23 protein-coding genes are annotated in these 26,078 nt (G+C 68.6%); 14 read left to right on the top strand and 9 right to left on the bottom strand.

The features are described from left to right. The first annotated feature begins 174 nt into the window (after positions 1-174). Both ACSHSS_RS03670 and ACSHSS_RS03665 read left to right on the top strand, forming a co-directional pair. Positions 175-1,524, top strand: a complete 1,350-nt coding sequence (locus tag ACSHSS_RS03670) for an MFS transporter (protein WP_445544596.1) — start codon at positions 175-177, stop codon at positions 1,522-1,524. A gap of 101 nt (positions 1,525-1,625) precedes the next feature. After that, positions 1,626-2,981, top strand: coding sequence for an MFS transporter (locus ACSHSS_RS03665; RefSeq protein WP_445544595.1), 1,356 nt, complete (start codon positions 1,626-1,628; stop codon positions 2,979-2,981). Between the two features lie 25 nt (positions 2,982-3,006). On the opposite strand, the gene ACSHSS_RS03660 is transcribed toward ACSHSS_RS03665, so the two are convergent. Beyond that, entirely contained in the window at positions 3,007-3,807 is an 801-nt protein-coding gene (locus ACSHSS_RS03660; RefSeq protein ID WP_445544594.1) for an SDR family NAD(P)-dependent oxidoreductase, read from the bottom strand. A gap of 154 nt (positions 3,808-3,961) precedes the next feature. On the opposite strand from ACSHSS_RS03660, the gene ACSHSS_RS03655 reads away from it, so the two are divergent. After that, positions 3,962-4,933 carry a GlxA family transcriptional regulator gene (locus tag ACSHSS_RS03655; RefSeq protein WP_445544604.1) on the top strand — a complete coding sequence of 324 codons (972 nt, stop codon included), beginning with the start codon at positions 3,962-3,964 and terminating at the stop codon, positions 4,931-4,933. A gap of 42 nt (positions 4,934-4,975) precedes the next feature. Here the strand turns inward: ACSHSS_RS03655 and ACSHSS_RS03650 are convergent, their stop codons facing one another. After that, positions 4,976-5,467: a 2,4'-dihydroxyacetophenone dioxygenase family protein gene (locus tag ACSHSS_RS03650; RefSeq protein WP_006397144.1), complete on the bottom strand. Its 492-nt coding sequence runs from the start codon at positions 5,465-5,467 to the stop codon at positions 4,976-4,978. Positions 5,468-5,611: 144 nt separating this feature from the next. Here ACSHSS_RS03650 and ACSHSS_RS03645 point away from each other — a divergent pair, with 144 nt between their 5' ends. Together ACSHSS_RS03645 and ACSHSS_RS03640 are read left to right on the top strand one after the other, a co-directional pair. Beyond that, positions 5,612-6,082, top strand: a complete 471-nt coding sequence (locus ACSHSS_RS03645; protein ID WP_105841897.1) for a MarR family winged helix-turn-helix transcriptional regulator — start codon at positions 5,612-5,614, stop codon at positions 6,080-6,082. A gap of 111 nt (positions 6,083-6,193) precedes the next feature. Continuing rightward, positions 6,194-7,444: an MFS transporter gene (locus ACSHSS_RS03640; RefSeq protein WP_445544593.1), complete on the top strand. Its 1,251-nt coding sequence runs from the start codon at positions 6,194-6,196 to the stop codon at positions 7,442-7,444. A 46-nt stretch (positions 7,445-7,490) separates the two neighbouring features. Here ACSHSS_RS03640 and ACSHSS_RS03635 read toward each other — a convergent pair whose 3' ends face one another. Further along, positions 7,491-8,456, bottom strand: a complete 966-nt coding sequence (locus ACSHSS_RS03635; protein WP_217261414.1) for a LysR family transcriptional regulator — start codon at positions 8,454-8,456, stop codon at positions 7,491-7,493. A gap of 105 nt (positions 8,457-8,561) precedes the next feature. Between ACSHSS_RS03635 and ACSHSS_RS03630 the strand changes: the two genes are divergently transcribed. Together ACSHSS_RS03630 and ACSHSS_RS03625 are read left to right on the top strand one after the other, a co-directional pair. Next, positions 8,562-9,920: an aspartate aminotransferase family protein gene (locus ACSHSS_RS03630; RefSeq protein ID WP_012217031.1), complete on the top strand. Its 1,359-nt coding sequence runs from the start codon at positions 8,562-8,564 to the stop codon at positions 9,918-9,920. A gap of 55 nt (positions 9,921-9,975) precedes the next feature. Then, entirely contained in the window at positions 9,976-11,493 is a 1,518-nt protein-coding gene (locus tag ACSHSS_RS03625; RefSeq protein WP_012217030.1) for a CoA-acylating methylmalonate-semialdehyde dehydrogenase, read from the top strand. A gap of 84 nt (positions 11,494-11,577) precedes the next feature. Here ACSHSS_RS03625 and ACSHSS_RS03620 read toward each other — a convergent pair whose 3' ends face one another. Further along, positions 11,578-11,952 carry a COG4315 family predicted lipoprotein gene (locus ACSHSS_RS03620; RefSeq protein ID WP_006397138.1) on the bottom strand — a complete coding sequence of 125 codons (375 nt, stop codon included), beginning with the start codon at positions 11,950-11,952 and terminating at the stop codon, positions 11,578-11,580. Between the two features lie 267 nt (positions 11,953-12,219). On the opposite strand from ACSHSS_RS03620, the gene ACSHSS_RS03615 reads away from it, so the two are divergent. Further along, positions 12,220-13,071, top strand: coding sequence for a dienelactone hydrolase family protein (locus ACSHSS_RS03615; protein ID WP_445544592.1), 852 nt, complete (start codon positions 12,220-12,222; stop codon positions 13,069-13,071). Positions 13,072-13,167: 96 nt separating this feature from the next. Here the strand turns inward: ACSHSS_RS03615 and ACSHSS_RS03610 are convergent, their stop codons facing one another. After that, positions 13,168-13,968: a helix-turn-helix transcriptional regulator gene (locus ACSHSS_RS03610; protein ID WP_006397135.1), complete on the bottom strand. Its 801-nt coding sequence runs from the start codon at positions 13,966-13,968 to the stop codon at positions 13,168-13,170. A 123-nt stretch (positions 13,969-14,091) separates the two neighbouring features. On the opposite strand from ACSHSS_RS03610, the gene ACSHSS_RS03605 reads away from it, so the two are divergent. Both ACSHSS_RS03605 and ACSHSS_RS03600 read left to right on the top strand, forming a co-directional pair. Continuing rightward, positions 14,092-15,498 carry an APC family permease gene (locus tag ACSHSS_RS03605; protein WP_060111698.1) on the top strand — a complete coding sequence of 469 codons (1,407 nt, stop codon included), beginning with the start codon at positions 14,092-14,094 and terminating at the stop codon, positions 15,496-15,498. A 73-nt stretch (positions 15,499-15,571) separates the two neighbouring features. After that, positions 15,572-16,681 (top strand): DmpA family aminopeptidase, encoded by a 1,110-nt coding sequence (locus ACSHSS_RS03600; protein ID WP_445544591.1) that lies wholly within the window; start codon positions 15,572-15,574, stop codon positions 16,679-16,681. 128 nt (positions 16,682-16,809) lie between these two features. Here ACSHSS_RS03600 and ACSHSS_RS03595 read toward each other — a convergent pair whose 3' ends face one another. Together ACSHSS_RS03595 and ACSHSS_RS03590 are read right to left on the bottom strand one after the other, a co-directional pair. Beyond that, on the bottom strand, positions 16,810-17,019 hold the full coding sequence (locus ACSHSS_RS03595; RefSeq protein ID WP_105808576.1) for a hypothetical protein: 210 nt from the start codon (positions 17,017-17,019) through the stop codon (positions 16,810-16,812). A 137-nt stretch (positions 17,020-17,156) separates the two neighbouring features. Continuing rightward, positions 17,157-19,340: an FUSC family protein gene (locus ACSHSS_RS03590; protein WP_445544590.1), complete on the bottom strand. Its 2,184-nt coding sequence runs from the start codon at positions 19,338-19,340 to the stop codon at positions 17,157-17,159. 199 nt (positions 19,341-19,539) lie between these two features. Here ACSHSS_RS03590 and ACSHSS_RS03585 point away from each other — a divergent pair, with 199 nt between their 5' ends. Further along, complete coding sequence (locus ACSHSS_RS03585; protein WP_445544589.1) at positions 19,540-20,487, top strand: LysR family transcriptional regulator; 948 nt, start codon at positions 19,540-19,542, stop codon at positions 20,485-20,487. Positions 20,488-20,645: 158 nt separating this feature from the next. Here the strand turns inward: ACSHSS_RS03585 and ACSHSS_RS03580 are convergent, their stop codons facing one another. Beyond that, positions 20,646-20,948: a DUF4148 domain-containing protein gene (locus ACSHSS_RS03580; protein WP_059875920.1), complete on the bottom strand. Its 303-nt coding sequence runs from the start codon at positions 20,946-20,948 to the stop codon at positions 20,646-20,648. A gap of 198 nt (positions 20,949-21,146) precedes the next feature. Next, positions 21,147-22,289, bottom strand: a complete 1,143-nt coding sequence (locus ACSHSS_RS03575) for a porin (protein WP_445544588.1) — start codon at positions 22,287-22,289, stop codon at positions 21,147-21,149. Positions 22,290-22,577: 288 nt separating this feature from the next. Between ACSHSS_RS03575 and ACSHSS_RS03570 the strand changes: the two genes are divergently transcribed. The 3 genes from ACSHSS_RS03570 to ACSHSS_RS03560 all read left to right on the top strand — a co-directional run bounded on the left by ACSHSS_RS03570 (position 22,578) and on the right by ACSHSS_RS03560 (position 25,894). Beyond that, positions 22,578-23,039 carry a VOC family protein gene (locus ACSHSS_RS03570; RefSeq protein WP_006397126.1) on the top strand — a complete coding sequence of 154 codons (462 nt, stop codon included), beginning with the start codon at positions 22,578-22,580 and terminating at the stop codon, positions 23,037-23,039. Positions 23,040-23,157: 118 nt separating this feature from the next. After that, positions 23,158-24,399, top strand: coding sequence for a cytosine deaminase (codA, locus tag ACSHSS_RS03565; protein WP_217103145.1), 1,242 nt, complete (start codon positions 23,158-23,160; stop codon positions 24,397-24,399). Positions 24,400-24,547: 148 nt separating this feature from the next. After that, positions 24,548-25,894 (top strand): chloride channel protein, encoded by a 1,347-nt coding sequence (locus ACSHSS_RS03560; protein WP_445544587.1) that lies wholly within the window; start codon positions 24,548-24,550, stop codon positions 25,892-25,894. Positions 25,895-26,078 lie beyond the last annotated feature (184 nt).

The following is a 26,078-nucleotide window of genomic DNA, read 5'->3' as shown; positions in this document are numbered from 1 at the left end:
GCCTCCGGCGGCGCGCCGCGCCGCCGCCTTGCCGCGATGTCGTCCGGCCGCCGCGCAGCGCGGCGGTCCGCACGGCCTGACCCGCTCTCATAGAAAGCAGGGCGCACGAACGCCCTCGGGAGAGCGCTGCGCGCGTGAAACGCGCAGTCCGTTCGAAGAGTTTGGAGAGAGACAATGTCCCGATCGCTTCCCGCCGAAGCGACGCTCGCGCACGCGAGCGCGCCGGCTTCCGCGTCCGCCGACGCGCAGCTGTTCCGCAAGATCGCATCGCGGATCGTGCCGTTCCTGTTCCTCTGCTACGTCGTCTCGTTCCTCGACCGCATCAACATCGGATTCGCGCAGCTGCAGATGAAGCACGACCTCGGCTTCAGCGATGCGATGTACGGCCTCGGCGCGGCCGTGTTCTACATCGGCTACGTCTGCTGCGAGGTGCCGAGCAACATGCTGCTCGCGCGCTTCGGCGCGCGCCGTACGTTCACGCGGATCATGCTGCTGTGGGGCATCGCGTCGACGGGGATGATGTTCGTGTCGCAGCCGTCGCATTTCTACGTGCTGCGCTTTTTGCTCGGCGTGTTCGAAGCGGGGTTCTTTCCCGGCATCGTGCTGTACCTGACCTACTGGTTTCCCGCGAACCGCCGCGCGGCCGCGATCTCGGTGTTCTTCGCGGGCGTCGCGGTCGCCGGCGTGCTCGGCGGCCTCGTGTCCGGCTGGATCATGCGCGACATGAGCGGTGTGCTCGGGCTGCACGGCTGGCAGTGGATGTTCGCGATCGAGGGTGCACCGGCGATCCTGCTCGCGTTCGTCGCGTTCGCCTGTCTCGTCGATCGGCCGCAGGACGCGGCGTGGCTCAGTGCCGAGGAAAAGGCGCGCGTCGCCGCGCTGTGCGCGGACGGCAGCGCGCACGGCGCCGCATCGCACGGGCACAGCGCGCGCAGCGTCGCGGCCGCGCTCGCGAACCCGCGCGTGTATCTGTTCGCGTTCATCTATTTCTCGCTGACCTGCGCATCGCTGACGCTGAACTTCTGGATGCCGCTGATGATTCGCGACTTCGGCGTGACCGACGTCGTCGCGGTGAGCCTGTACACCGCCGTGCCGAATGCGGTCGGCGCGGTCGGGCTGATCCTGATCGCGCGCCGCTCCGATCGCACCGGCGAGCGGCGGCGGCACTTCGCGGTCTGCACGATCGGCGGCGGCCTCGCGCTCGCCGCGCTGACGCTGCATCTGCCCAGCTTCGTCGCGATGCTCGCGTGCCTGTCGATCGCGGCGACGTTGATCTTCGCCGCGCTGCCGATCTTCTGGGCCGTGCCGACGCGCTATCTGTCCGGCCACGCGGCCGCGGCCGGCATCGCGCTGATCAGCAGCATCGGGATCACGAGCGGCATCGTCAGCCCGTGGGTGATCGGACTGATCCGCACGCGCACGGGCAGCATGGATCTCGCCGTCTACCTGCTCGCCGCGCTGCTCGCGCTCAGCGGCGCCGCGCTGATGCTCGGCGTGAAGGACGAGCCGGCGCCGCACGCGTGAGCCACCGCCGGCCGCGGCTCGACGGGCGGCCGCGGCCGGCGCTTCGCGTTTGCGCCCGTCCGTCCGTTCATTCGTTCATCCGTTCGTCGAGGAGACACACGATGTCATCGCCCCTTCAAGCGGACGCCGCGCGCACCGTCGCGCCCGGCGCCGCCGCCGACGATGCGCTGTACCGCCGCATCGGCGCGCGTATCGTGCCGTTCCTGTTCGTCTGCTACATCGTGTCGATCCTCGATCGCAGCAACATCGGCTTCGCGCAGCTGCAGATGCGCGAGGATCTCGGGCTGACCGATGCGATGTACAGCCTCGGCGCGGTGCTGTTCTTCGTCGGCTACGTGTTGTTCGAAGTGCCGAGCAACGCGCTGCTGCGCCGCTTCGGCGCGCGGCGCACGTTCGCGCGCATCATGTTTCTGTGGGGCAGCGTATCGGTCGCGATGATCGCGGTCGACAGCGCGAAGCACTTCTATGTATTGCGTTTCCTGCTCGGCGTGTTCGAGGCCGGCTTCTTTCCCGGCGTCGTGTTCTATCTGACGTACTGGTATCCGGCGCGGCGACGCGCGTCGGTGCTGTCGGTGTTCTATGCGGGCGTCGCCGTGGCCGGCATGATCGGCGGGCTGCTGTCCGGCTGGATCATGCGCGGGATGTCGGGTGTGCTCGGCTTGCACGGCTGGCAATGGATGTTCGCGATCGAAGGCGCGCCCGCGGTCGTGCTCGGCGTGATCGCGTGGTTCTGGCTGTGCGACCGGCCCGAACATGCGCGCTGGCTGTCCGACGACGACCGGCAGCGGCTCGCCGCCGATCTCGCCGCCGACCGCGCGGCCGCGCCGGCCGGCGGCGCGCGCTCGCTGCGGCAGGTGCTCGCGGAGCCGCGCACGTATCTGTTCGCGTTCATCTACTTCTCGCTGACGACCGCGCTGCTGATGCTGCTGTTCTGGATGCCGCTGATGATCCGCGAATTCGGCATCCGCGACGTCGTGCAGATCAGCCTCCTGTCGATCGTGCCGAACGCGATCGGCGCGGCCGGCCTGATCGCGATCGCGCGACGCTCGGACCGGCGGCGCGAGCGGCGCCGGCATTTCGCCGCATGCGCGCTCGGCGGCGCGGCCGCGCTCGCGCTGCTGACGCTGCATCTGCCGAACCTCGTCGCGATGATGGCGCTGCTGTCGATTGCCGCGATGCTGATCTTCGCCGCGCATCCGGTGTTCTGGGCCGTGCCGTCCGCGTACTTCTCGGGCGCCGGCGCGGCGGGCGCGATCGCGCTGATCAGCAGCATCGGCGTGTCGAGCGGGATGATCACGCCGTGGATCGTCGGTGTGATCCGCACGAAGACGGGCAGCATGGATCCGGCGATGCTGATGATCGCCGCATTGCTCGCCGCCTGCGCCGTGGCGATGCTGATCGGCGTGCGCGCCGTGCCGCATGGCAGCGCGGACGCGCGCGGCTCGGCGGCCGTTTGACGCCGATGCGCGGCGGCGGGCGACGTCAGCGCGCGGCGGCGTAGCGCGGCGCCGGTGTGTCGGACGACAGGTGCGGCGCCATCGCACGGCGCGCCGCGTCGTAAGCGTCCCATGCCTCGCCCGCGTGCAGTGACGGAATCGTCACGAGTTCGCGCCGCTCGAAGCCGACCAGCGCGGCATCGACCATGTCGGACGCAGACATCACGATCGACTTCGGCAGATGTTCGATCGGCAGGCCGCCGGTCTGCCAGAAATCGGTCGCGGTCGCGCCGGGCAGCACGGCCTGCACCTGCACGCCCTTGTCCGCGAGTTCGTGATGCAGCGACTGCGTGAACGCGAGCACGAACGCCTTGCTGCCGCCGTACACGCCGTTCAGCGTTTCCGGCGACAGCGCGACGATCGACGCGATATTGATCACCGCGCCATGCCCGCGCGCGACGAAGCCCGGCACTGCCGCGTACGTGAGGCGCGTGAGCGCGGTGACGTTCAGGTCGATCATTCGCGTCATCGCGTCGACATCGCTCTCGAGCAGCGGCGTATGCGTGCCGATGCCCGCATTGTTGACGAGCAGCGTGATGCTCGCGTCCTGCTTCAGCTTCGCTTCGACGGCGGCGAGCGCGGCGCGGTCGTTCAGGTCGGCCTCGATCACTTCGACGCTGCGTCGCGTGTCGCTCGTGATCCGCTGCGCGACCGCGTCGAGGCGCGTGCGGCTGCGCGCGACGAGGATCAGATCGTAGCCGCGGCGCGCGAGCCGGTCCGCATAGATCGCGCCGATGCCGGACGATGCGCCGGTGACGACGGCGGTACCGCGATGAACTTGACTCATGATGTCGCTCCGTTCGAGTAAGGATGGGGTGCAGGCATTCTGGCGTCGAACGCATGCGACACAAATGACGTAGATGGGTATGATTCAGGACATCGCGCCGACGGACGGTCCGCCGCGCACGCGACGCGCGGCGCACGGCGCGGGAGCAACGGGCATGCATCGGATCGGCTTTCTGGTCAGCGACGGGTTTCAGATCATGGCGCTCGCCGCGCAGTCGGTGTTCGAGTACGCGAATCTCGGCATCGGCGAGCCGTTCTATGCGGTGGACCTCTACTCGGTCGATGGCGGCGACGTGCGCTCGTCGCTCGGGCTCGCGATCGCGACGCGGCCGTTGAGTCAACGGCTGCGCATCGATACGTGGGTCGTCGCCGGCGTCAACGATCCGCTCGCGTCGCCGCCGCCGGACGGCGTCGTCGCGTTTCTGCGCCGCCCGAATGCGCGCGCGAGACGGATTGCCGGCATCTGCACGGGCGCGTTCGTGCTCGCGGAGGCCGGGCTGCTCGCGCAGCGCCGCGCGACCACGCACTGGGCGTACGGGCGCGCATTGCGCGAGCGCTTTCCGGACGTACGCGTCGAGGACGACCGCATCTTCATCGTCGACGGCCCGGTGTGGACGTCGGCCGGCATGACGGCCGGGCTCGATCTCGCGCTCGCGATGGTCGAAAAGGATCTCGGCGCCGAAGCCGCGCGCTCGACCGCGCACAAGCTCGTGATGCAGCAGCGGCGTGCGGGCGGCCAGTCGCAGCATTCGGAACTGCTGGCGCTCGCGCCGAAATCGGACCGCATCCAGAATGCGCTCAACTATGCGCGGCAGAACCTGAAGCGCGCGTTGACCGTCGAGGAACTGGCCGACGCCGTCCATCTGAGCCCGCGTCAGTTCAGCCGCGTGTTCACGCTCGAAACCGGCCAGTCGCCGGCCAGGGCGATCGAGCGGCTGCGGCTCGAGGCCGCGCGGCTGATGATCGAACGCAGCCGGCATTCGCTCGACGTGATCGCGAAGGAGAATGGCTTTCGCGACCGTCGGCATCTGCGCGACGCATTCGTGCGCGGCTTCGGCGTGCCGCCGCAGGCCGTGCGTCGCGACGCGCGCGCCGGCCTGGCGGCGGACGGAGAGGGCGCCGCATAGCGTGCGCCGCGCACCATCGCGCGACTAGCGACTATCGCATGACTATTTCGTGACGAACGGCGCCGCGGCGTCAGGCGCGCTGCGCGCATGCCGGCGCTGGCGCAGCAGCGCGACGCGGCAATTCTCGCGCGCCGTTTCGCGGCCGTCGTCGTCGAGCAGCACCAGATCGCCGCGCATCACGTTGAACGTGATCACGTCGTCGCCCGGCGCGCCGAGCGTTTCGGGCGTATGCACGGACCCGGCCGGCTCGAGCACCGTCGAGCCCGCCTGCGCGACCCAGTCGTATTCGCGGTAGCGCCATGCGCCGTGCAGCGTATAGACGAACACCTGGCCGTCATGACGGTGGCGCGGCAGCGTGCGGCCGGCCGGCATCTTCAGCAGCGCGGTCAGCGTGTCCTGCGCCGCATCGATATGCAGATACTTGATCGCGAGGCCGGGCAGCGCGTCGCTCATCGGCAGCCACGGCAGCGCGTCGTCGGGCAGGCACGAGATTGGCGGAAGGTCGGTCGGGAGCGGGGCGCGAGGCTGCGTCATGGTGCGGGACGGCATGGGAACGAAGAGCCGGCATTATCGCAGAGCGCGATGCGCGGGCCGAGGATCGCCGCGTGCCTGCGGCCGGCGCGCGGATATATACAGATAGACTGTACAGTTTCACTGCCGGTGTGCTAGCGTACGCCAATGAACCCACGCGCCCTCCCTCCCGACACGCCCGATCCGGCCGCGCTCGCCGGCGAACTCCGCATCTCGGTCGGCAAGCTGATGCGGCGGATGCGGGAACAGACCCACGCGAACGACCTGACTTCGTCGCAGAAATCGGTGCTGCTGCGGCTCGACCGCGACGGCCCCGCGACGGTGTCGGCGCTCGCGCGCGCGGAGAGCGTGCGGCCGCAGTCGATGCGCGTAACGGTCGCCGCGCTCGAAGCGATCGGCGCGGTCAGCGGCGCACCCGATCCGGCCGACGGCCGGCAGACGCTGATTGCGCTGACGCCGGCGTTTCGCCGGACGCTGCAGGCGAACCGCGCAGCCAAGGACGACTGGCTGTTGCGCGCGCTGCAGGCGCAGCTGTCCGGGCAGGAACGCGCCGAGCTCGCATTGGCCGTGAGGCTGCTGCAGCGGCTCGCCGAGTTCGGCGAGTCCGGGCGCCGATGAGCGGCGCCGGCGCGTGCCGCGGGAGGCAACGATGAACGAACGGATCGGGCACCAGGAAACATCGACGATCGGCCGCTGCAGGCCGCGTTGCCGCGGGCGGCAGGAGCGGTCATGAGCGTGCCGTCGACGGGCGTGTTCCGGTCGCTGCGCAGTTTCAACTACCGCGTATGGGCGGCCGGCGCGCTGGTGTCGAACGTCGGCACGTGGATTCAGCGCACGGCACAGGACTGGCTCGTGCTCACGCAGCTGACGCATCACGATGCGTCCGCGGTCGGGATCGTGATGTCGCTGCAGTTCGGGCCGCAATTGCTGATGCTGCCGTGGACGGGCTACGCGGCCGATCGCTTCAACCAGCGCCGGCTGCTGATGACGACGCAGGCGCTGATGGGCGCGCTTGCGCTGGCACTCGGCGTGCTGACCGTGACGGGCGTCGTGCGGCTGTGGCACGTCTATCTGTTCGCGTTCCTGTTCGGCTGCGCGTCGGCGTTCGATGCGCCGGTGCGGCAGACCTTCGTCGCCGAACTGGTCGGCGACCGCGAGCTTGCGAACGCGGTCGCGCTGAATTCGACGTCGTTCAATGCGGCGCGCATGATCGGGCCGGCCGCGGCGGGCTTCATCATCGCGTGGGTCGGCACCGGCTGCGCGTTCCTGACGAACGGGATCAGCTTCGTCGCGGTGCTCGCGTCGCTGTCGCTGCTGCGTACCGGCGAACTGCGCGAGAGCGCGCGCGCCGTGCATTCGCGCGGCAGCCTGCTCGAAGGCTTTCGCTACGTATGGGCGCGCGCGGACCTGAAGGCGACGCTCGTGATGCTGTTCCTGATCGGCACGTTCGGCCTCAATTTCCCGCTGTTCATCTCGACGATGGCGGCCGGCGTGTTTCACGTCGATGCGCGCGGGTACGGGATTCTGTCGTCGATGATGGCGGTCGGCACGATTTCCGGCGCGCTGCTGGCCGCGCGCCGCGACCGGCCGCGGTTCCAGCACTTGTGGGCGGGCACCGCGCTGTTCGGCGTCGGCTGCACGCTGGCGGCGCTCGCGCCCGGCTACTGGCTGTTCGCGGCCGCGCTCGTGCTGACCGGGATCGCCGCGATGACCTTCACGAACTCGACGAACGCGCTGATGCAGTTGTCGACCGAGCCCGCGATGCGTGGGCGCGTGATGGCGCTGCGGCTGGCCGTCGCGTTCGGCGGCACGCCGATCGGTGCGCCGGTCGCCGGCTGGGTCGCGAATCACCTCGGCCCGCGCTGGGCGCTCGGCGTCGGCGCGGCGTCGGGCTTCGCGGCGGCAGCCGTCGCACTGTATTTCCTGGCGCAAGTGCGCGCGCAGCAACGCAGCGGCGCGGCGCGCGACGACCGCGCGTGACGGCTGGCCGGCCGGCGCGCGTCGGCGCGCCGCCGGCAGCCCGCCGCTACGACGCGCCGCCGCGCTCGTCCGCGCGCGGCGCCGCATGCGCGGCTTCGAGGCACGACTGGAACAGCAACGCCGCGCGCGACGGTCGCGGCGAGCGCCGCAGCAGGCTGACGAAGCGGCACAGGTAATTGAAGCGATGCGGCGCGATCGGCTGCATCAGCCCCTTTTTCTCGAAGCTTTCCGCGTAATGGTCGGGCAGGAAGCCGAGATAGCGCCCCGACAGAATCAGCGTCGCGATCGATTCCTGGTCCGACGCGGTCGCGCTGCGCGTGAGCTTCGCGCGATGGCTGAGCTCCATGTTCGGCGAATGGAAGCCGAGCCCGGCGAACGCGTGGTTGCGGATCGTCGTCCAGGTCAGCTTGCCGTGCGGCGCATCGAACAGCGGATGCTGACGGCCGCAGTACAGCAGCATCCGTTCGTCGAACAGTTCCGAATAGACGAGACTGCCCGAACTGCGGTGGGCGGGGATGATCCCGACCTGATAACTGCCGTCGATGATCCCGCGTTCGACCTCGTTGATCGACGCGACGTGCAGGTTCAGCGCGACGTCGGGCGCCTCGTCCGCGAACTGGCGGATCGCGTCGCCGAGCCGCGCGTTCGGGTTGGTCGCGGTCTTGTCGAATACGGCGACGTGCAGTTCGCCGCCCATCCGGTCGTGAATGCCGTCGATCCGGCTGCGAAACGCCTCCATCGACGCGAGCAGCCGCAGCGTCTCCTCGTAGACGGTCTGGCCTTCGGGCGTCAGCGTGAAGCCGGCGCGGCCGCGCCGGCACAGCACGAGCCCGAGCCGCGTCTCGAGATCCTTCACGTGCCGGCTGATCGTCGAGATGCCGATATTCAGCTCGAGTTCGGCCGCCGCCATCCCGCCGCACTGGACGACGCCCTTGAAGACCCGCAGCAGCCGCAGATCCATGTCGCTGAGCTGCCCGAGCAGCGCGCGGCTCTTCGGTTTCTTTGCTTGCATAGTTGCGCAAGTGAACATTGATATTGCGATATTCAAAAGACTAATTGGCGTCCCGACAATGCGCAACATCATCACGAGGAGGAGGGGCGCGCCGCGCCGACCGACATGACCGACACCATCACCGCTCCGCAACAGGAACAGACGCCCGTGCGCACCGACGCCGCCTGGCTCGACGCTCACTGGATGCCGTTTACGGCGAACCGCCAGTTCAAGTCCGACCCGCGCATGATCGTCTCGGGCAAGGGCGCGTACTACACCGACGCCGAAGGCCGCAAGATCTTCGACGGGCTGTCCGGCCTCTGGTGTACGGGCCTCGGTCACGGCCGCACCGAAATCGTCGAAGCCGTGAGCCGCCAGGTCGCGCAGCTCGACTACGCGCCGGCATTCCAGTTCGGCCATCCGAAGTCGTTCGAGCTCGCGAACCGGATCAAGGAACTGACGCCGGCCGGCCTCGACTACGTGTTCTTCACGGGCTCGGGCTCGGAGGCGGCCGACACGTCGCTGAAGATGGCGCGCGCGTACTGGCGCGCGAAAGGCAAGGGCACGAAGACGCGACTGATCGGCCGCGAGAAGGGCTATCACGGCGTGAACTTCGGCGGCATCTCGGTCGGCGGCATCGGGCCGAACCGCAAGCTGTTCGGCCAGGGGCTCGACGCCGATTTCCTGCCGCATACGCAGCTGGCCGAAAACAAGTTCTCGCGCGGCATGCCCGAGCGCGGCGCGGAACTCGCCGATCGCCTGCTCGACCTGATCGCGCTGCACGACGCGTCGAACATCGCCGCCGTGATCGTCGAGCCGTTCGCGGGCTCGGCCGGCGTGATCATCCCGCCGCAAGGCTACCTGCAGCGGCTGCGCGAGATCTGCACCGCGCACGACATCCTGCTGATCTTCGACGAAGTCATCACGGGCTTCGGCCGCGCGGGCGCGATGACGGGCGCGGAAGCGTTCGGCGTGACGCCCGACATCATGAACTTCGCGAAACAGGTGACGAACGGCGTGCAGCCGCTCGGCGGCGTGGTCGCGACCAAGGAGATCTACGACACGTTCATGGCCGCAGGCGGCCCCGAGTACATGCTCGAATTCCCGCACGGCTACACGTACTCGGCGCACCCGGTCGCGTGCGCGGCCGGTGTCGCGGCGCTCGACCTGCTCGTGAAGGAAGACGCCGTGGCGCGCGTGCGCGAGCTCGCGCCGCATTTCGAGGCGGCCGTGCACGGGCTGAAGGGCCAGCGTCATATCGCCGACATCCGCAATTACGGGCTCGCGGCCGGCCTGACGATCGCCGCGCTGCCGGGCGAACCGGCGCGCCGTCCGTACGAGATCGCGATGCGCTGCTGGGCGAAGGGCTTCTACGTGCGCTACGGCGGCGACACGATCCAGCTCGCGCCGCCGTTCATCGCCGAAAAGCGCGAGATCGACAATCTGATCAACGCGGTGTCCGACGCGCTGAACGAAGTGGACTGAGGCGCGCGCCGCACGATCGCGACCGTTGAATTGAATTCACGAAAGAGTCTGAACGATGAAACACGATAGCAACGTCACTTCCACGCTGGGCCACCTGATCGACGGCAAGCGCGTCGACGGCGGCAGCCGCGTCCAGCCGGTGTTCGACCCGGCGACCGGCGAATCGGACAAGAGCGTCGCGCTTGCCGACAAGGCGACCGTCGAAGCCGCGATCGCGTCCGCGCAGGCGGCGTTCCCCGCATGGCGCAATACGCCGCCGCTGAAACGCGCGCGCGTGATGAGCCGCTTCAAGACGCTGCTCGAGGAGCATGCGGACGAGCTGTGCGCGCTGATCACGGCCGAACACGGCAAGGTGCTCGCCGATGCGATGGGCGAGCTGCAGCGCGGGATCGAGAACGTCGAATACGCGACCTACGTGCCCGAACTGCTGAAGGGCGAGCACAGCAAGAACGTCGGCCCCGCGATCGATTCGTGGAGCGAGTTCCAGGCGCTCGGCGTCGTCGCGGGCATCACGCCGTTCAACTTCCCGGTCATGGTGCCGCTCTGGATGTGGCCGATGGCCGTCGCCTGCGGCAACACCTTCGTGCTGAAGCCGTCCGAGCGCACGCCGTCGTCGACGCTGCGCATGGCCGAGCTTGCGCTCGAAGCCGGCCTGCCGCCCGGCGTGCTGAACGTCGTGAACGGCGACAAGGAAGCGGTCGACACGATCCTGACCGATCCGCGCGTGAAGGCGGTCAGCTTCGTCGGCTCGACGCCGATCGCCGAATACATCTACTCGACCGGCTGCGCGCACGGCAAGCGCGTGCAGGCGCTCGGCGGCGCGAAGAACTTCGCGGTCGTGATGCCCGACGCGGACATCGACAATGCGGTGAACGCACTGATGGGCGCCGCGTACGGGTCGTGCGGCGAGCGCTGCATGGCGATTCCGCTCGTCGTCGCGATCGGCGAGGACACGGGCGATCGCGTCGTCGCGGGGCTGAAGGCCGAGATCGCGAAGATGAAGGTCGGTCCGGGCAACGGCGCAGGCGTCGACATGGGCCCGCTCGTCACGAAGCAGCACTTCGAGAAGGTGACCGGCTTCGTCGAGGCCGGCATCGAGGCCGGCGCGACGCTCGTCGTCGACGGCCGCGCGGTGAAGGTCGACGGCCACGAGAACGGCTACTACCTCGGCCCGTGCCTGTTCGACCACGTGAAGCCGGGCATGCCGATCTATCAGCACGAGATCTTCGGCCCCGTGCTCGGCGTGATCCGCCTGAAGTCGCTCGACGAGGCGATGGCGCTGATCGACGCGCACGAGTACGGCAACGGCACCTGCCTGTTCACGCGCGACGGCGAGGCGGCACGCTACTTCAGCGACAACATCCAGATCGGGATGGTCGGCATCAACGTGCCGCTGCCGGTGCCGGTCGCGTATCACTCGTTCGGCGGCTGGAAACGCTCGCTGTTCGGCGATCTGCACGCATACGGCCCGGACGCCGTGCGCTTCTATACGAAGCGCAAGACGATCACGCAGCGCTGGCCGTCGGCCGGCGTGCGCGAAGGCACGGTGTTCAGCTTCCCGTCGAACCGCTGACGCCGACGTCGCGCGCGCATGGCGTCGCGCGGCGCACGCCCGCACGGATCGGCCGATCCGCGCGGGCTTTTTTACGGGCGACGCTTACGGCGTCACCAGGTGCCACATGTTCTTGAAGTTGTCGCCGTTGCGGTCGCCCTGTTTCATGTCCTTCGAGAAGAAGTACAGCGGCTTGCCCTTGTACGCCCATTGCGGGCTGCCGTCGTCGCGCTTGACGATCGTGTACGGGCCGACCGGCACGTCGGTCGCGCTGGCCTTGTACGGCGGCCAGAACGTTTCGCACTGGCCGGTGCAGGCACTGGTGCCGGCGTTGGGCGTGTCCTTGTCGAACGTGTAGACCGTCATGCCGTTCGCGGCGACGAGTGCGCCGTTTTCGACTTTGGTGATCGAGCCTTGGGCCGACGCCGAGGCCGAGGCGATCGCGAGCAGGGCGGAGCTGACGAGCAGCGCGGCTTTCATGATTCCCTCCTTGTAGTCCGGTGGACGGCCGCGCGCCGCGCGCACGGGCGGCGTGCACACGGATCGCGCGAATGGTGCCGGAACGCGGCGCCGCGCCCGCCGGTGCGAGCGACACGGGGTCGAATGGCGGCAAGCGGCGCGCTACTTTCACGATAGGCGGTTTTTTGCGGCGCTGCGAGCACAACCGATTCGCGTCGCGCGGTGCGCGTGTCAACGCGTTCCGGCCCGCTGCCGTTGTGGAGTGATCCGATTCCGCCGGAGTTCCCGATGCGCAAGTGGCTGATGCTGTCGATGCTGGGCTGCGCGTGTGCCGCCGCGAGCGCGCAGACGCGCGTTCATTTCCCGTCGACCGACGGACCGCCCGCGACGATGCTCGACGGCTACCTGTTTCCGGCACCGGGCGCCGGCCGTCATCCGGCGCTCGTGTTCCTGCACGGCTGCGCGGGCATGTTCTCGCGCTCGGGCCGCGTGTCCGCGCGCGAACGCGACTGGGCCGCGCGCTTCAACGCAGCGGGCATCACGGTGCTTGAAGTCGACAGCTTCACGCCGCGTCATCACGGCCAGATGTGCTCGCCCGCCAGTTTCGATGGCGCGATCTATCGCGCGCGGCCGTTCGACGCCTATGGTGCGTTGCGGTATCTGCAGTCGCTCGAGACGGTGATGCCCGACCGCATCGGCGTCGTCGGCTGGTCGCAGGGCGGCGGCACGGTATTGAGCGCGATTCGCGCATCGAGCGCGGCCCGGCCCGCATCGCTGCCGGACGGCGATTTTCGCGCGGCCGTCGCGTTCTATCCGGCGCGCTGCAGCACGAAGGCGCAGGGGGCCGAATGGCAGAGCGCGGTGCCGTTGCTCGTGCTGATCGGCGAACAGGACGTATGGTCGCCGTTCGCCGCGTGCAAGGCGTTGTTCGATGAGGTCGCGCCGGGCACCGACGCGACGTTTCATGCGTATCCGGGCGCGTACCACGATTTCGACTGGCCCGACATGCCGGTGCATACGGTGCCGGCGTTCACGACGCGCGCGGGTGTCGTGCCGATCGAAGGCACCGATCCGGCCGCGCGTGCCGATGCCCAACAGCGCGTGCTCGACTACGTCGGCGCGCATCTGCTTGGAAACTGACATGCATGCAAGACGCGGCACGTGCATCGATGTCGTTCGGCGGCGTCGCGTCGATCACGCAAGCCGCGTGCACTCGGGGCTTCGCGCTCGACGCGATTATCCGGCGGCGTCTTCGCCCAACGCCTCGATGAACCGCGAAAACAGTTCCGGCTGCGACGAGATGCCGAGCTTCGCGTAGAGGTGGCGGCGATGCACCTTCACGGTCTCCGGTGAAATCGCGAGCCGTTCCGCGATCGCCTTCGACGAATTCCCGCGCAGCACCATCCGCGCGATCGCCATCTCGCGATCGGTCAGCACGCCGGCACCGAAGCGCGCGAGCGCATGCTCGACGCGCGTGCCGAGATCGTCGTCGCGCGTCGCGCGCGCGGTGTCGCCGATCAGGCGCCAGTGCTGCCGGATCGTCGCGAGCACCCACGGCATCGCGGCCGTCAGCTTGCCGAGCGGCTCGACGTCGAAGCGTGCGGCCGCGCCGAGCGACAGCGACAGCAGCGTGTCGGCGTTCGGGCGCACGAGGATCTGGATTTCGTCGTCGCCGACCGCATCGCGAAAGTAGCTGAGGAAATACTCGCTCTGCCGAAACAGGTCCGGCGCGACTTCCTCGAGCCGGTAGCAGCCGTCGGCAAGGCCGTCGTGCGCGGCCTGCAGGAACGGATCGAGCAGATATAACCCGTTCAGGTAGAGCGGCACCGGCGACGCGCTGTCGCTGCCGCCCGCATCGTATTCGTCGAGCACGAGCGGTACGCCGTCGCGGCCGATCGCGGTCGCGAGCGCGTTGTCGAACGGCACCATCTCGTTGAGCAGCAGCACGAGAAAACGCCAGAAGCGCGGCTGGCCGAGATGGTCGATCGTACGGCCGAGCGCCTGATGCATCGCGATTTCGGAAAACAGACGGTCCATGCCAACTACCGAAGGGCGTAACACGAAGGGGGAATAGCGGTCCTGAATTTGGCTTCCTAGACTGCCACGCAATTCACCGGCCCGAGTATGGGCGTTCAAAAAAGCGCAGCATAGGAGAACGAGATGGCGATGATGTCGGAATCCACGGGCACGCTGCAAGCGACGCCCGATACGCACGACGCGCCGCGCGCGCTGACACAGACCTTGAGCGTGCGCGACGCGGTGATGATCACCGTGTCGGGTGTGACGCCCGCAAGCTCGATCTTCGTGATCGCGCCGTTCGCGATCCAGCAGGCCGGCAGCGGCGCGGTGCTGTCGTTCGTGCTCGGCGGCGTGCTCGCGTTCGCCTTCGCGCTCTGCTATGCGGAGCTGTGCGCCGCGCATCGCAGCGCGGGCGGCGAATACGTGATGGCCAAGCGCGTGTTCGGCACGCTGCCCGGCTATCTGACCTTCATCGCGGTGCTGTCCGTCAGCGTGTTCATTCCCGCCGTGCTTGCAAGCGGCGCCGCGCCGTACCTGAACAGCGCGCTCGGCACGCATTTCGGCAACCAGTCGGTCGCGCTGACGATCGTGCTGCTCAGCTATGTGCTCGGCATGCTGAACATCAAGACCAATGCATGGATCACCGGTGCGTTCCTGCTCGTCGAGATCGCGGTACTGATGCTGATCGCGGCGCTCGGCTTCGGTTCGCCGCATCGCGGCGCCGACGTGCTGATCTCGCCGGTCGTCGCGAGCGGCAACGCGCTCGTGCCGGCGACGCTTGCCGCGATCGTGCCGGCGATCGGCACGGCGATCTTCTGCTACAACGGCTTCGGTTCGGCGGCCTATCTCGCGGAAGACCTGCGCGGCGGCAACCGCAACGTCGCGAAGGCCGTGCTCTATTCGCTGCTCGTGATTCTCGTCGTCGAGCTGGTGCCGCTCGCGGCGATCGTGATCGGCGCGCCGTCGCTCACCGACATGGCGAAGAGTGCCGATCCGATCGGCTATGTCGTGCGCTCGCTCAGCAATCCGGTCGTGTCGCGCGTCGTCAGCGGCGGGATCTTCCTGTCGGTGTTCAATGCGATCATCGCGATCGTGATCGCGATGGGGCGCCTGCTCTACAGCAGCGGCCGCCATGCGCTCTGGTCGCGCACCTGCAATCGCGCGTTCTCGACGATCCACCCGCGCTTCCAGTCGCCGTGGCTTGCGACGCTCGCGCTCGCGGTGCCGTCCGCGGGCCTCGTGTTCGTATCGAGCCTCGACGAGTTGACCGCCTTCACCGTCGACCTGCTGCTGCTGATCTATCTGGTCGTCGGGCTCGCCGCGCTCGCGAGCCGGCTCGTGCGCCGCGACGTCGAGCATCATTACCGGATGCCGCTGTGGCCCGTGACGCCGCTCGTCGCGGTGGCGGGCGCCGCCTACACGCTCTATACGACACTGTCGAGCGCGACGAAGCCGACCGATCTGCTGATCATCGCGGGGCTGCTGGTCGCCGCGCTCGCGATGTACGCCGCATGGGCCCGTCACAGCGACACGTTCCGCGCGCTTTGAGCATGGCGCCGACCGGCTTGAACACCGACTCTAGCGAGCTTTGAAACAACCGCCACACGGGAGGATTCGCATCATGCGCACGAGGGATCTCGGCATTCGCATCGGACTCGGTACGCCGGGCCGCTTCAACGCAATCACGGACGTACCGGGCGTGCGCGTCGGCCACTGCACGCTGCACGTCGACGACGGCGACGCGTCGGTGCGCACCGGCGTGACGGTGATCGAGCCGCGCGCGGGCGCGGCGCACGATTCGCCATGTTTCGCCGGCGTGCACGTGCTGAACGGCAACGGCGACGCGACCGGCCTCGAATGGATACGCGAAGCCGGCCTGCTGACGACGCCGATCGCGTATACGAACACGCATAGCGTCGGCGCGGTGCGCGACGCGCTGGTCGCGAACGAACGCGACGCGGCACGCGAGCGCGTGTACTGGTGCATGCCGGTCGTGATGGAGACCTACGACGGGCTGCTGAACGACATCTGGGGGCAGCACGTCGATGCGTCGCACGTGCGCGCCGCGCTCGCGGCCGCCCGGTCGGGGCCGGTCGACGAAGGCGGCGTCGGCGGCGGGACCGGCATGATCTGCCACGAGTTCAAGGGCGGCATCGGCACCGCGTCGCGCGTGCTCGCCGCAGACGCAGGCGGCTGGACGGTCGGCGCGCTCGTGCAGGCGAATTACGGCGTGCGCGAGATGCTGCGCGTGGCCGGCTATCCGGTCGGCGAGGTGCTGCGCCACGTGCATTCGCCGTTCCGCGCGCCGCAGGCGCAGGGCGAGGCCGGGATGGGGTCGATCGTCGTGACGCTCGCGACCGATGCGCCGCTGTTGCCGCATCAGTGCACGCGGCTCGCGCAGCGCGCAAGCGTCGGACTCGCACGCGTCGGCGGCGGCACCGAAGATTCGAGCGGCGACATTTTCCTCGCGTTCGCGACCGGCAACGACGGGCTGCCGGCTGCCAACTACGGCAGCAAGGGGGCGGCGACGACGAACGTGAAGATGGTCAACAACGATCATATTTCCGCGCTGTTCGCCGCCGCCGCCGAAGCGGTCGAGGAGGCGATCGTCAATGCGCTGGTTGCGGCGCGCGATGTCGAATCGCGTGGTGCGCGCGTCGAGGCGATCGGGCACGCGCAGCTGCTCGATGCGTTGCGCGAAGTCGGTTGGCGGCCGGGGCGCGGCGCGTAGTGCGAAGGGGCGACGCGCGCGTTCGCGAGATCGATCGGCGCGCGATGCAGACCGGTCATGTATGACGCGGGCATCGCAGGCGGCGCGGCCGCATCGCATGCCGCGCGAACTCGCCCGCCGCGCGCCGCTCAGCTGCCGAAGTAGACGTTGCAGAAGCTGACCGGGCCGACGCAGGCATTCGGATCTTCCGGATTCGATTGCGAACGGTCGACGCGGCCCGCGGCCTTCGTCGATTCGGCACGCGTCGCCTGTTGCGGTACGTCGGCCGGCGCCGGTTGCGCATGAGCGACGGCGGCGGCAAGCGACAGGGCAACGACGGCGAGATGCAGCGGCTTCATGGTGACTTCTCCTGGGTAATCGCCAGTCCTGCTGGCAGTGCCCCGACTATAGGCGCGCGCTGCCTGAAGATTAATCACCGGCACTGGAGAGCATATTTCCATCGTGTACAACGATGCCGTTGCGCGCGCATCGATCCTCAGCGGCGCGCGCGGTTGTACGGCGCATCCTTGTCGAGCAGCGCGCTGCGGATGAAGTGCAGGCAGCCGACGATGCGCTGCATGCTGCGACGCGCGTCAGGCACCGCATGCCAGGCGTTCAGCGCATGCTGCGCGGCGCGAATCGCGAGATTCACCGATTTCAGCGTGCGCGCATGGCGGTGCGGCGCCGGATCGTCGAAAAAGCGCGGCAGGTCGTGCAGCACCGGGTCGATCGACGCGGTCCATTGCAGCATGGGCGGCGGCTTCGATGTACCGAACGCGTGCAACTCGTCGCGCAGGTCGATCACCGCATGACCGACTTCGAGCGTCGCGAGCATCCAGCGCAGCGCGTCGCGATGCTGGCGCGTGCGCCGCACGAGCAGCGTACGCAACTGCGCCATCAGATCGTGCGTGCTCGACTGGAAGCGTTGTGCCAGGCCGTCGCGCGCGCCTTCGCACGCGAGCGTCACCTGGCGCCGCAGATCGTGTGCGATGCGCGCGGTGAGCCACGGCATGTGCGTCGGGAACACGGCCGCGAACACGATCGCGCACATCAGCATCGCCACGACGACGGCGAGCCCGTTGTTGACGAGCAGCTCGGGGGTATAGGCGATCGTGTTGTCGGGGCCGGCGAGCAGGCAGAAGAACACCGCGAAGCCGATCCCGTAGCCGGACAGGCCGGGCCGCGTCGCGAGGAACGCGCCGACGCCGAGCACCGGCGCGAGCGCTGCGCACAGCAGCGGAAAGCCGTCGATGTTCGGATACACGTAGCAGAGAAACAGATAGCCGGCCGCGGTCGCGCACGCGGCGCCGGCCGCCATCTGCGCGACGAACTTCGACGCGCGCGGCGACGTCGAGCTGAGCGCGCAGGCGATCGCGGTCGCGATAACCGCGAGCGCGCCGCTCGGCCATTCCGACGCGATCCAGAAGCAACTCATCGCGCCCACCGCGACGACCGTGCGCAGGAACGTGAAGCCGATGAAGAACGCATTGGTCTTCACCGCATAGCGCGTGACCGAACGCTCGAACGCGTGGTCGTCCCGATCGAGCGACGCGAACGTATCGGCATAGCCGAGATACTCGCCGATGAAGCGGTACATCAGTTCGATCGCGGTATCGAAGTCGAGCAGCCCGCCGGCCGCATGATCTTCGATCGCGCGCCGCGACGCGCGTGCCGCCTTCGGCAGCGCACCGTGAAAGCGGCGCAGTTCGAGCAGCGCGCCCGTCGTCGACGCGACACCGCGCCGGCGCTCGTCGCGCAGCGCGGCGAGCCGTTGTGCGAGTGCGTCGATATGCGGTGCGAGCGCGTCGAGCACGGCGTCGGCGCGGTTCGCGCGCACGCGCTTCAGCAGCTGATGCAGCGCATGCAGCCGCGTGCAGGCATTCATGAATTCGCTGTTCAGCCGCGCGAGCCGGCGGTTGCGCGCACGCATGTGCGGATCCTCGAACGACGCGAACGCGCGGTTCGCCTCGAAGCCGACGATCTCGTCGACGAAATCGGCGAAGCGCCGCTCGAGATCGCCGCGCGCGACGTCGCCGACGAGCGCGTCGACCGCGAACGCCGGGAAATTCGCATGACGCGCGCTCAGCGAACGCATCAATGCCTTCGCCGCGCTGAGCGGCAGGATCAGTGCACTGACCGAGCCCGAGCAGGCAATGCCGAGCGCGACTTCGCCGGCGCGCGTCAATGCGGATTCGAACAGCGTCTGCGGCGTCATCACGGCCGGCAGGCCGATCAGCGCGGCCGTATAACCGGCGAGCACGAAGCCGTACCAGCGGAAATGACGATAGCGGACCGCGAGCGCGATGCAGCCGCCGATCCACAGCGTGATACCGGCCATATAGAGCTCGGGCTGCTGCGCGAACAGGCCGCCGAGCGCGAGCGCGGCGACGAGGCCGGCAGCCGTGCCGAGCACGCGATAGAAGCTTTTCGCGAACACCATGCCGGACATCGGCTGCATCAGCACGAACACGGTCGTCATCGCCGTGCGCGGCTGCGACATCTCGAGGCGCATCGCGATGCCCATCGCGAGCAGGGCGGCCAGCACGGTTTTTGCGAGATGCAGCCAGATCATCCCGTCGGTGGCAGCCCAGTCGCGTGCGGCCTTGCCGAGCGGATCGAGCCGGGCGCTCCATCGTGGCGGTTCGACGGAAGAGCGCTCGATCGCAGAATGTGGCTTCATGAAAGGAGGGGGCGCGCCGCGCGCCGGGCCGTTGCCGCAGCGCCTGCGAACGTGCCCGTTCGACTGATGAGGCGCCGATTGTAGGAGCGCGGCCGGCCGGCATTAACGCAGCTGCGGGGAAACGATAGTTGCAGCGCAAGTAACAATCTGCCGCCCAGGCTGGAGGAAAATGGCGGCTCCGCTCTACGTGTGAACAGGAATGGATACGCTTCAAAACATGCGGGTGTTTACGCGCGTGGTCGAGACGGGCAGTTTCACCGCGGCCGCGCAATCGCTGAATTCGACGACGGGCGCGATGTCGCGCGCGGTGTCGGAGCTCGAGGCGCGGCTGCGCACCCGTCTGATGAATCGCTCGACGCGTCGTCTCGCGCTCACGTCGGCCGGCGAGAACTATCTGCGGCGCTGCCGACAGATCCTCGCCGACGTCGATCGCGCGGAAGAAGAGGCCAGCTGCGCGCACGAGCGGCCGGCGGGCGTGCTGCGGATGCACAGCTTTGCGAGCGTCGGGCATCACTATGTCTTGCCGGCGCTCACGCGCTATCACGCGCAGTATCCGGAGGTGTCGATCGAGCTGTCGCTGTCGCAGCGGATGCCGGACCTGTTCGACGGCACGAGCGACATGGCGGTCGTCACGGCGTCGTCGCTGCCCGATTCGGAGCTCGTGTCGCACCTGCTCGGCTCGACGTTCAGCATTCTCTGCGCGTCGCCCGACTATGTGCGGCGGCACGGCGCGCCGGCACGCCCGCAGGAACTCGCCGCGTATGCCTGCCTGACGCTGCGCACGCCCGCGTTCCCGACGCACGAGTGGGTGCTCGAAGGGCCGGACGGCGTCGAGCAGATTCACGTGAGCGGGCCGGTGCAGACGAATACGGCCGAATCGCTCGCGCTCGCGATTCGCGACGGGATCGGCATCGGCATGCTGCCGCTCTATGCCGCGATCGATGCGCTGAGCGACGGCACGCTCGTGCGCGTGCTGCCCGCGCACATCCTGCAGAAGATGAACGTGTATGCGCTCTATCCGTCGCGCCGCTACATCGACGCGAAAGTGCGCACGTGGGTCGAACTGCTGCGCGCACAGGTGCCCGCGATGATCGAGCGCGACGTCGATACGCTGAACGCGATCGGTCGCGCATCGCAGGCCGCATGACGGCGATTGCCGCGCGCTGCGGCACGCGGCGCGCAATGGAACGGCAACGTTGAAGTGCCGCGCGCCGCAGGTTTCGTCGCGGCGCGGCCGACGCCGCGTACGCGATCGAAGGTTCGCCTGCGGCGCCGCTCATCGTGCGCTCGGTGCGCTCGGTGCGCTCAGCGCGTCGGCTTCGCGGCCGGACCCGCTTCGGTCGCCGCAACGCCGGCCGGACCGTACGCGCTCTGCGCGACCTTGCGTTCGGCGATGCGCTTCGCTTCGAGCCGTTGCTGCGCGGCGAGCAGGTCGTCGGGATAGTTGCCCGCGTCGCCGAGCGCCGGGTTGTAGCCGACCGACTCGAGGTCGTACAGCTCCTGCAGCACCTGCGCGCGCGTGACGGGCGACTTCGCGGCTTGCGCGAACGACAGCGCCGGTGCGGCGAGCAGAACGGCGGCAGTAGCGGTGACGACGAGCGATTTCACGATGTTCTCCTGTAGGAAAAAGGGCGTTCGGCGCGACCTCGGCCGGTCGGCTCGAACGATGATTCGACGTCAGTCTACGAAGCGCGGCGGCGCGCAAACAGCCCGATTCCGCGCAAGCTCCCTTCCAGCGCGCGCAACATTGGCGTCGGCGCGCGCATGCGCGCCGGTGCGCGTGCGCCGCCGACGCGCATGTTCACGTCAGAACCGCGTGCGCATCCCGATCGTGCCGACGATCTGGTTCGGCGTGCTCGACGCGCCGCCGGACCCGTTGATGAATGCCTGATAGCCGCGGCCGGACGCGTGCTGGTACATCGCCTCCGCATAGACGTCGGTGCGGCGCGACAGCTTGTAGACGGCCTGCAGGTCGACCTGATGCCACTTCGGATCGGTGCCGTGCCGGCTGTCCGGGTTCGACACGCTGGCGTCGGTGTAGACATAGGCGGCGCCGAGGCTGAAGGCCGGCGTGACCGCATAGCGCAGGTTCACGTCGAAGTTGTTGAACGCGATCCGGCCGGTCGAGCCGAACGCGCCGGTGTTGTCGTACTGCGCGCGCGTATAGACGAAGCCGACCGTCGCGAGCCCGAACGTGTAGCCGATGCCGCCGCCGTACGAGCGCATGCGGTCGGCGCCGATCGACCAGCCGCCCTGATTCACGCCTTTCGCTTCGGCCGCATCGGTCGCGCCGGCGCTCGCGCTCGTCGTGCCCTTGGTGCCGTTCATCTGCAGGTAGGCGCCGGCCAGTTTCAGCGGGCCGTTCGTATAGCTGACGGCCGCGCTGTACGCGCGATTCGCGCCGAAGTTCGTCGCATTCGAGAACGCGTACATCGCGCCGACCTTGAAGCCTGCCACCGTCGGGCTCGTGTACTTGACCGCGTTGTTGATGCGCAGCGAATGGTTCAGGTTGTCGTTGTCGAACGGATGCGCGAAGCCGGCATCGCCGAAATCGCCGGCCGTTGCCGACAGCGGCGCAACGAAGTCGACCATCGTGTCGTACTGGCGGCCGAGCGTCAGCGTGCCGTACGCGTCGTGCGCGAGCCCGACGTACGCGTGACGGCCGAACAGCTTGCCGTCCTGACCGAGCGCGCCGTTGTTCGCGTTGAAGCCGTTTTCAAGCACGAACAGCGCCTTCAGGCCGCCGCCGAGATCCTCGGTGCCGCGAAAGCCGATGCGGCTGCCGTTGATCGTGCCGCTGGTCATGCGCCAGAGCGACGCGCCGTTCGCGTTGTTCGTATAGGCGATGCCGGCGTCGATCAGCCCGTACAACGTGACGGCGCTTTGCGCGTGGACCACCGGGGCGAACAGGGCGGCGAGCGATGCGCCGGCAATAAGCGTTTTCTTCATCTCAAGACTCCTGCGTGTGGGATCGAAACGGGCGCAAGTATAGGAACGCGCACCGTGCGTGCGGCGCGCTGGCGCGCGAGCGGTCCTTTGCGGATCGAACAAGAGTCGTTCACAAAACCGACACGTCGAGCGGCGCGCACGCGATGCGGGCCGTTGTCGCGCGACGGCGCGCCGCGCGCGCGGTTCCGTTGTCGCATCGCCGCAACACGCGTGCGTCGGCCGACGACGGTTGATCGGCACGACCGACGCGCGGAGAATGGGTGTCGTCCCCACCGATTGGAGGCAACGATGCCCACGCCAGCGCCCCTTCCGCCGATCAGTCCCGCCGTCTACTACCGCGATCCGCGTGCCGCGCTCGAATGGCTGGAGCGCGCGTTCGGCTTCGGGCGCGGGATCGTCGTCTACACGCCCGACGGGCAGGTCACGCATGCCGAACTGACGCACGCCGGCGGCGTCGTGATGATCGGCGGCTACTGGGCCGAGTTCGTCGCGAGCCCGCCGGACGTCGGCGGCCGCAATACGCAGAGCGTGCACGTGCAGCTCGCGACCGGCATCGACGCGCACTGCGAGCGCGCGCGGCAGGCCGGCGCCGACATCCTGCAGGAGCCGGCCGACCAGTTCTACGGCGACCGCACCTATCGCGCACGCGATCCCGAGATGCACGTATGGACCTTCGGCCAGCACGTGCGCGACGTGACGCCGGAAGAAGCGGCCGCGCAAACGGGACTCAAATTCGAAGGGTGGTCGTGACGCGCGGCATCGCGCGTCCGGTTCACCCGCGTTCCTTCGATCCGGTTCACCGCATCCGGCTGCCGCGGCGCGCGCAGGTGCGCGCGCGGCCGCTCCGCATCCACGAGGAGAGTTCCGCATGAATCTGTTCAATGCACGCCTGCGCGGCCGCGACGGGCTGTTTACGATCGGCATCGACGCCGGCACGATCGCGCGAATCGACGCGCAGCCTGCGCCGATTGCACCGACCGGCGCCGACGATCTCGACGCGGGCGGTCGCCTCGCGATCCCGCCGCTCGTCGAACCGCATATCCATCTCGATGCGGTGCTGACGGCCGGCGAGCCCGCATGGAACATGAGCGGCACGCTGTTCGAAGGCATCGAGCGCTGGGCCGAGCGCAAGGCGACGATCACGCATGACGACACGAAGGCGCGTGCGCATGCGGCGATCGCGATGCTGCGCGATCACGGAATCCAGCACGTGCGCACGCACGTCGACGTGACCGATCCGTCGCTCGCCGCGCTGAAGGCGATGCGCGAAGTGAAGGACGAGGCGCGCGGCTGGATCGACCTGCAGATCGTCGCGTTTCCGCAGGAGGGGATCGAATCGTTCGAGGGCGGCCGCGCGTTGATGGAGCAGGCGATCGAGATCGGCGCGGACGTCGTCGGCGGGATTCCGCATTTCGAGAACACGCGCGAGCAGGGCGTCAGTTCGATCCGCTTTCTGATGGATCTCGCGGAGCGCACGGGCTGCCTCGTCGACGTGCATTGCGACGAAACCGACGATCCGCATTCGCGCTTTCTCGAAGTGCTCGCCGAAGAAACGCGCGTGCGCGGAATGGGCGCGCGCGTGACGGCCAGCCACACGACCGCGATGGGTTCGTACGACAACGCGTATTGCTCGAAGCTGTTTCGGCTGCTCGCGCGCGCGGGGCTCAACTTCATCTCGTGCCCGACCGAGAGCATTCATCTGCAGGGGCGCTTCGATACGTTTCCGAAGCGGCGCGGCGTCACGCGCGTCGCGGAGCTCGACCGTGCGGGGCTCAACGTCTGTTTCGGCCAAGACTCGATCCAGGATCCGTGGTATCCGCTCGGCAACGGCAACATCCTGCGTGTGCTCGATGCGGGCCTGCATATCTGTCACATGATGGGCTATCGCGACCTGCAGCGTTGCCTCGATTTCGTTACCGATCACAGCGCGACCGCGCTGCAGCTCGGCGCGGGATACGGGATCGCCGTCGGCCGGCCGGCGAATCTCGTCGTGCTCGACGCCGACAGCGATTACGAGGCCGTGCGCCGGCAAGCGAAGGCGACGCTGTCGATCCGGCACGGCAACGTGATCATGCGGCGCGAGCCGGAGCGGATCACGTATCCGGGCTGAGCGTCGGCATGGCGGCAGTGGTATTCGTCAAACGCATGAATCGATTCTAAAAATACGTTTGTCTCATGGTGGGCGCGCGCCTACGATTCGGTGCTGACGACGGCGCGCGCGGTGCGCGCCGTGTCGATCCACTCCGCTCACCGAACTCATGCGCGCCGATCTGCCGTCCGCTCCGTCCTCATCGTCCCCGTCCTCCGCGCCCGCCGTGAGCCCGTTCGCGCGGATCGCGGCCGTCACGATCGTCACGGGCATCGGCGCTGGGCTCGGCGGCATGCTGCTCGCGCTGCTGCTGCACGCGATCCAGCATCTCGCGTACGGCTATGGCGCCGCGCATCTGGTCGGCACCGAAAGCTTTCTCACCGGCGTGACGGATGCCGATCCGCTGCGTCGCGTCGCGGCGATGATCGTCTGTGGCATCGTCGCGGGCGGCGGCTGGTGGGCGCTTTACCGCTACGGGCAGCCGCTCGTCGGCATTCGTCGCGCTGTGCAGGCCGCCGACCCGCGGATGCCGTTGGTCAGCACCACAATGCATGCGCTGCTGCAGATCGTCACCGTCGCGCTCGGCTCGCCGCTCGGCCGCGAAGTCGCGCCGCGCGAGATCGGCGCACTGATCGCGGGCCGACTCGCGCATCGCGCAGGGCTGACGCGCGACGATTGCCGCTTGATGGTCGCGTGCGGCGCCGGTGCAGGCCTCGCGGCCGTGTACAACGTGCCGCTCGGCGGCGCGGTGTTCGTGCTCGAGGTGCTGCTCGGCACGTTCGCCGTGCGCGCGGTGGCCGTCGCGCTCGTCACGTCGACGATCGCCGCCGTCGTCGCATGGATCGGGCTCGGCAACGAACACCAGTACACGATCGCGCCGTTCGTGCCGAGTGTGCCGCTCGTCGCCTGGTCGATCGTCTGCGGGCCGCTGTTCGGCTTCGCCGCCTACGGTTTCGTGCGGCTCACGACGCGGGCGCGCGCCGCTGCGCCCAAGGACAGACGCCTGCCGATCCTCTCGCTCGTCAATTTCGCGGTTGTCGGCGTGCTCGCGATGCGCTTTCCGTCATTGCTCGGCAACGGCAAGGGGCCCGCATCGCTCGGCTTCGACGGCACGCTGACGATCGGCATCGCCGCGACGCTGCTCGTGCTGAAGGTCGCGATCGAAGCGGCCAGCCTGCGTGCCGGTGCCGAAGGCGGCCTGCTGACGCCGGGCCTCGCCAACGGCGCGCTGCTCGGCGTCGTGCTCGGCGGGCTGTGGAGCGCCGTCTGGCCCGGCGCGTCGCTGGGCGGCTGCGCGCTCGTCGGTGCGACCGCATTCCTGGCCGCGTCGATGCAGATGCCGATCACGGCCGTCGTGCTGCTGCTCGAGTTCACGCGCGCGAATCACGACAGCCTCGTGCCGATGCTGCTCGCGGTGGCCGGTTCGCTCGTCGCATACCGGTTTGCGCAGCAGCGCGCCGAACGGCGCGCGACGATACGTACCACGCTCGTCACGCGCGCGACCGCCGCGCGCTGATGCGGTGACGCGCGTTCGCGTTCGCGCGTTCGCACGATACGATCGCGGCGGCACGCTCCGCCGCTTCGCGCCTGCCTCGTTCCCCGTCCACGCCGGTTCGCACGCCAAAGCGCATCGCGCGGTTCTGTGCAAGAATCCGCGCGATCCGCGCTTTCCCATAACCATATGCGCGCGGACGTCCCTA

This window comes from Burkholderia sp. BC1, from assembly GCF_052683555.1.
The sequence above is the reverse complement of the archived record's forward strand: the minus strand, read 5'-3'. Positions and strand labels throughout refer to the sequence as shown.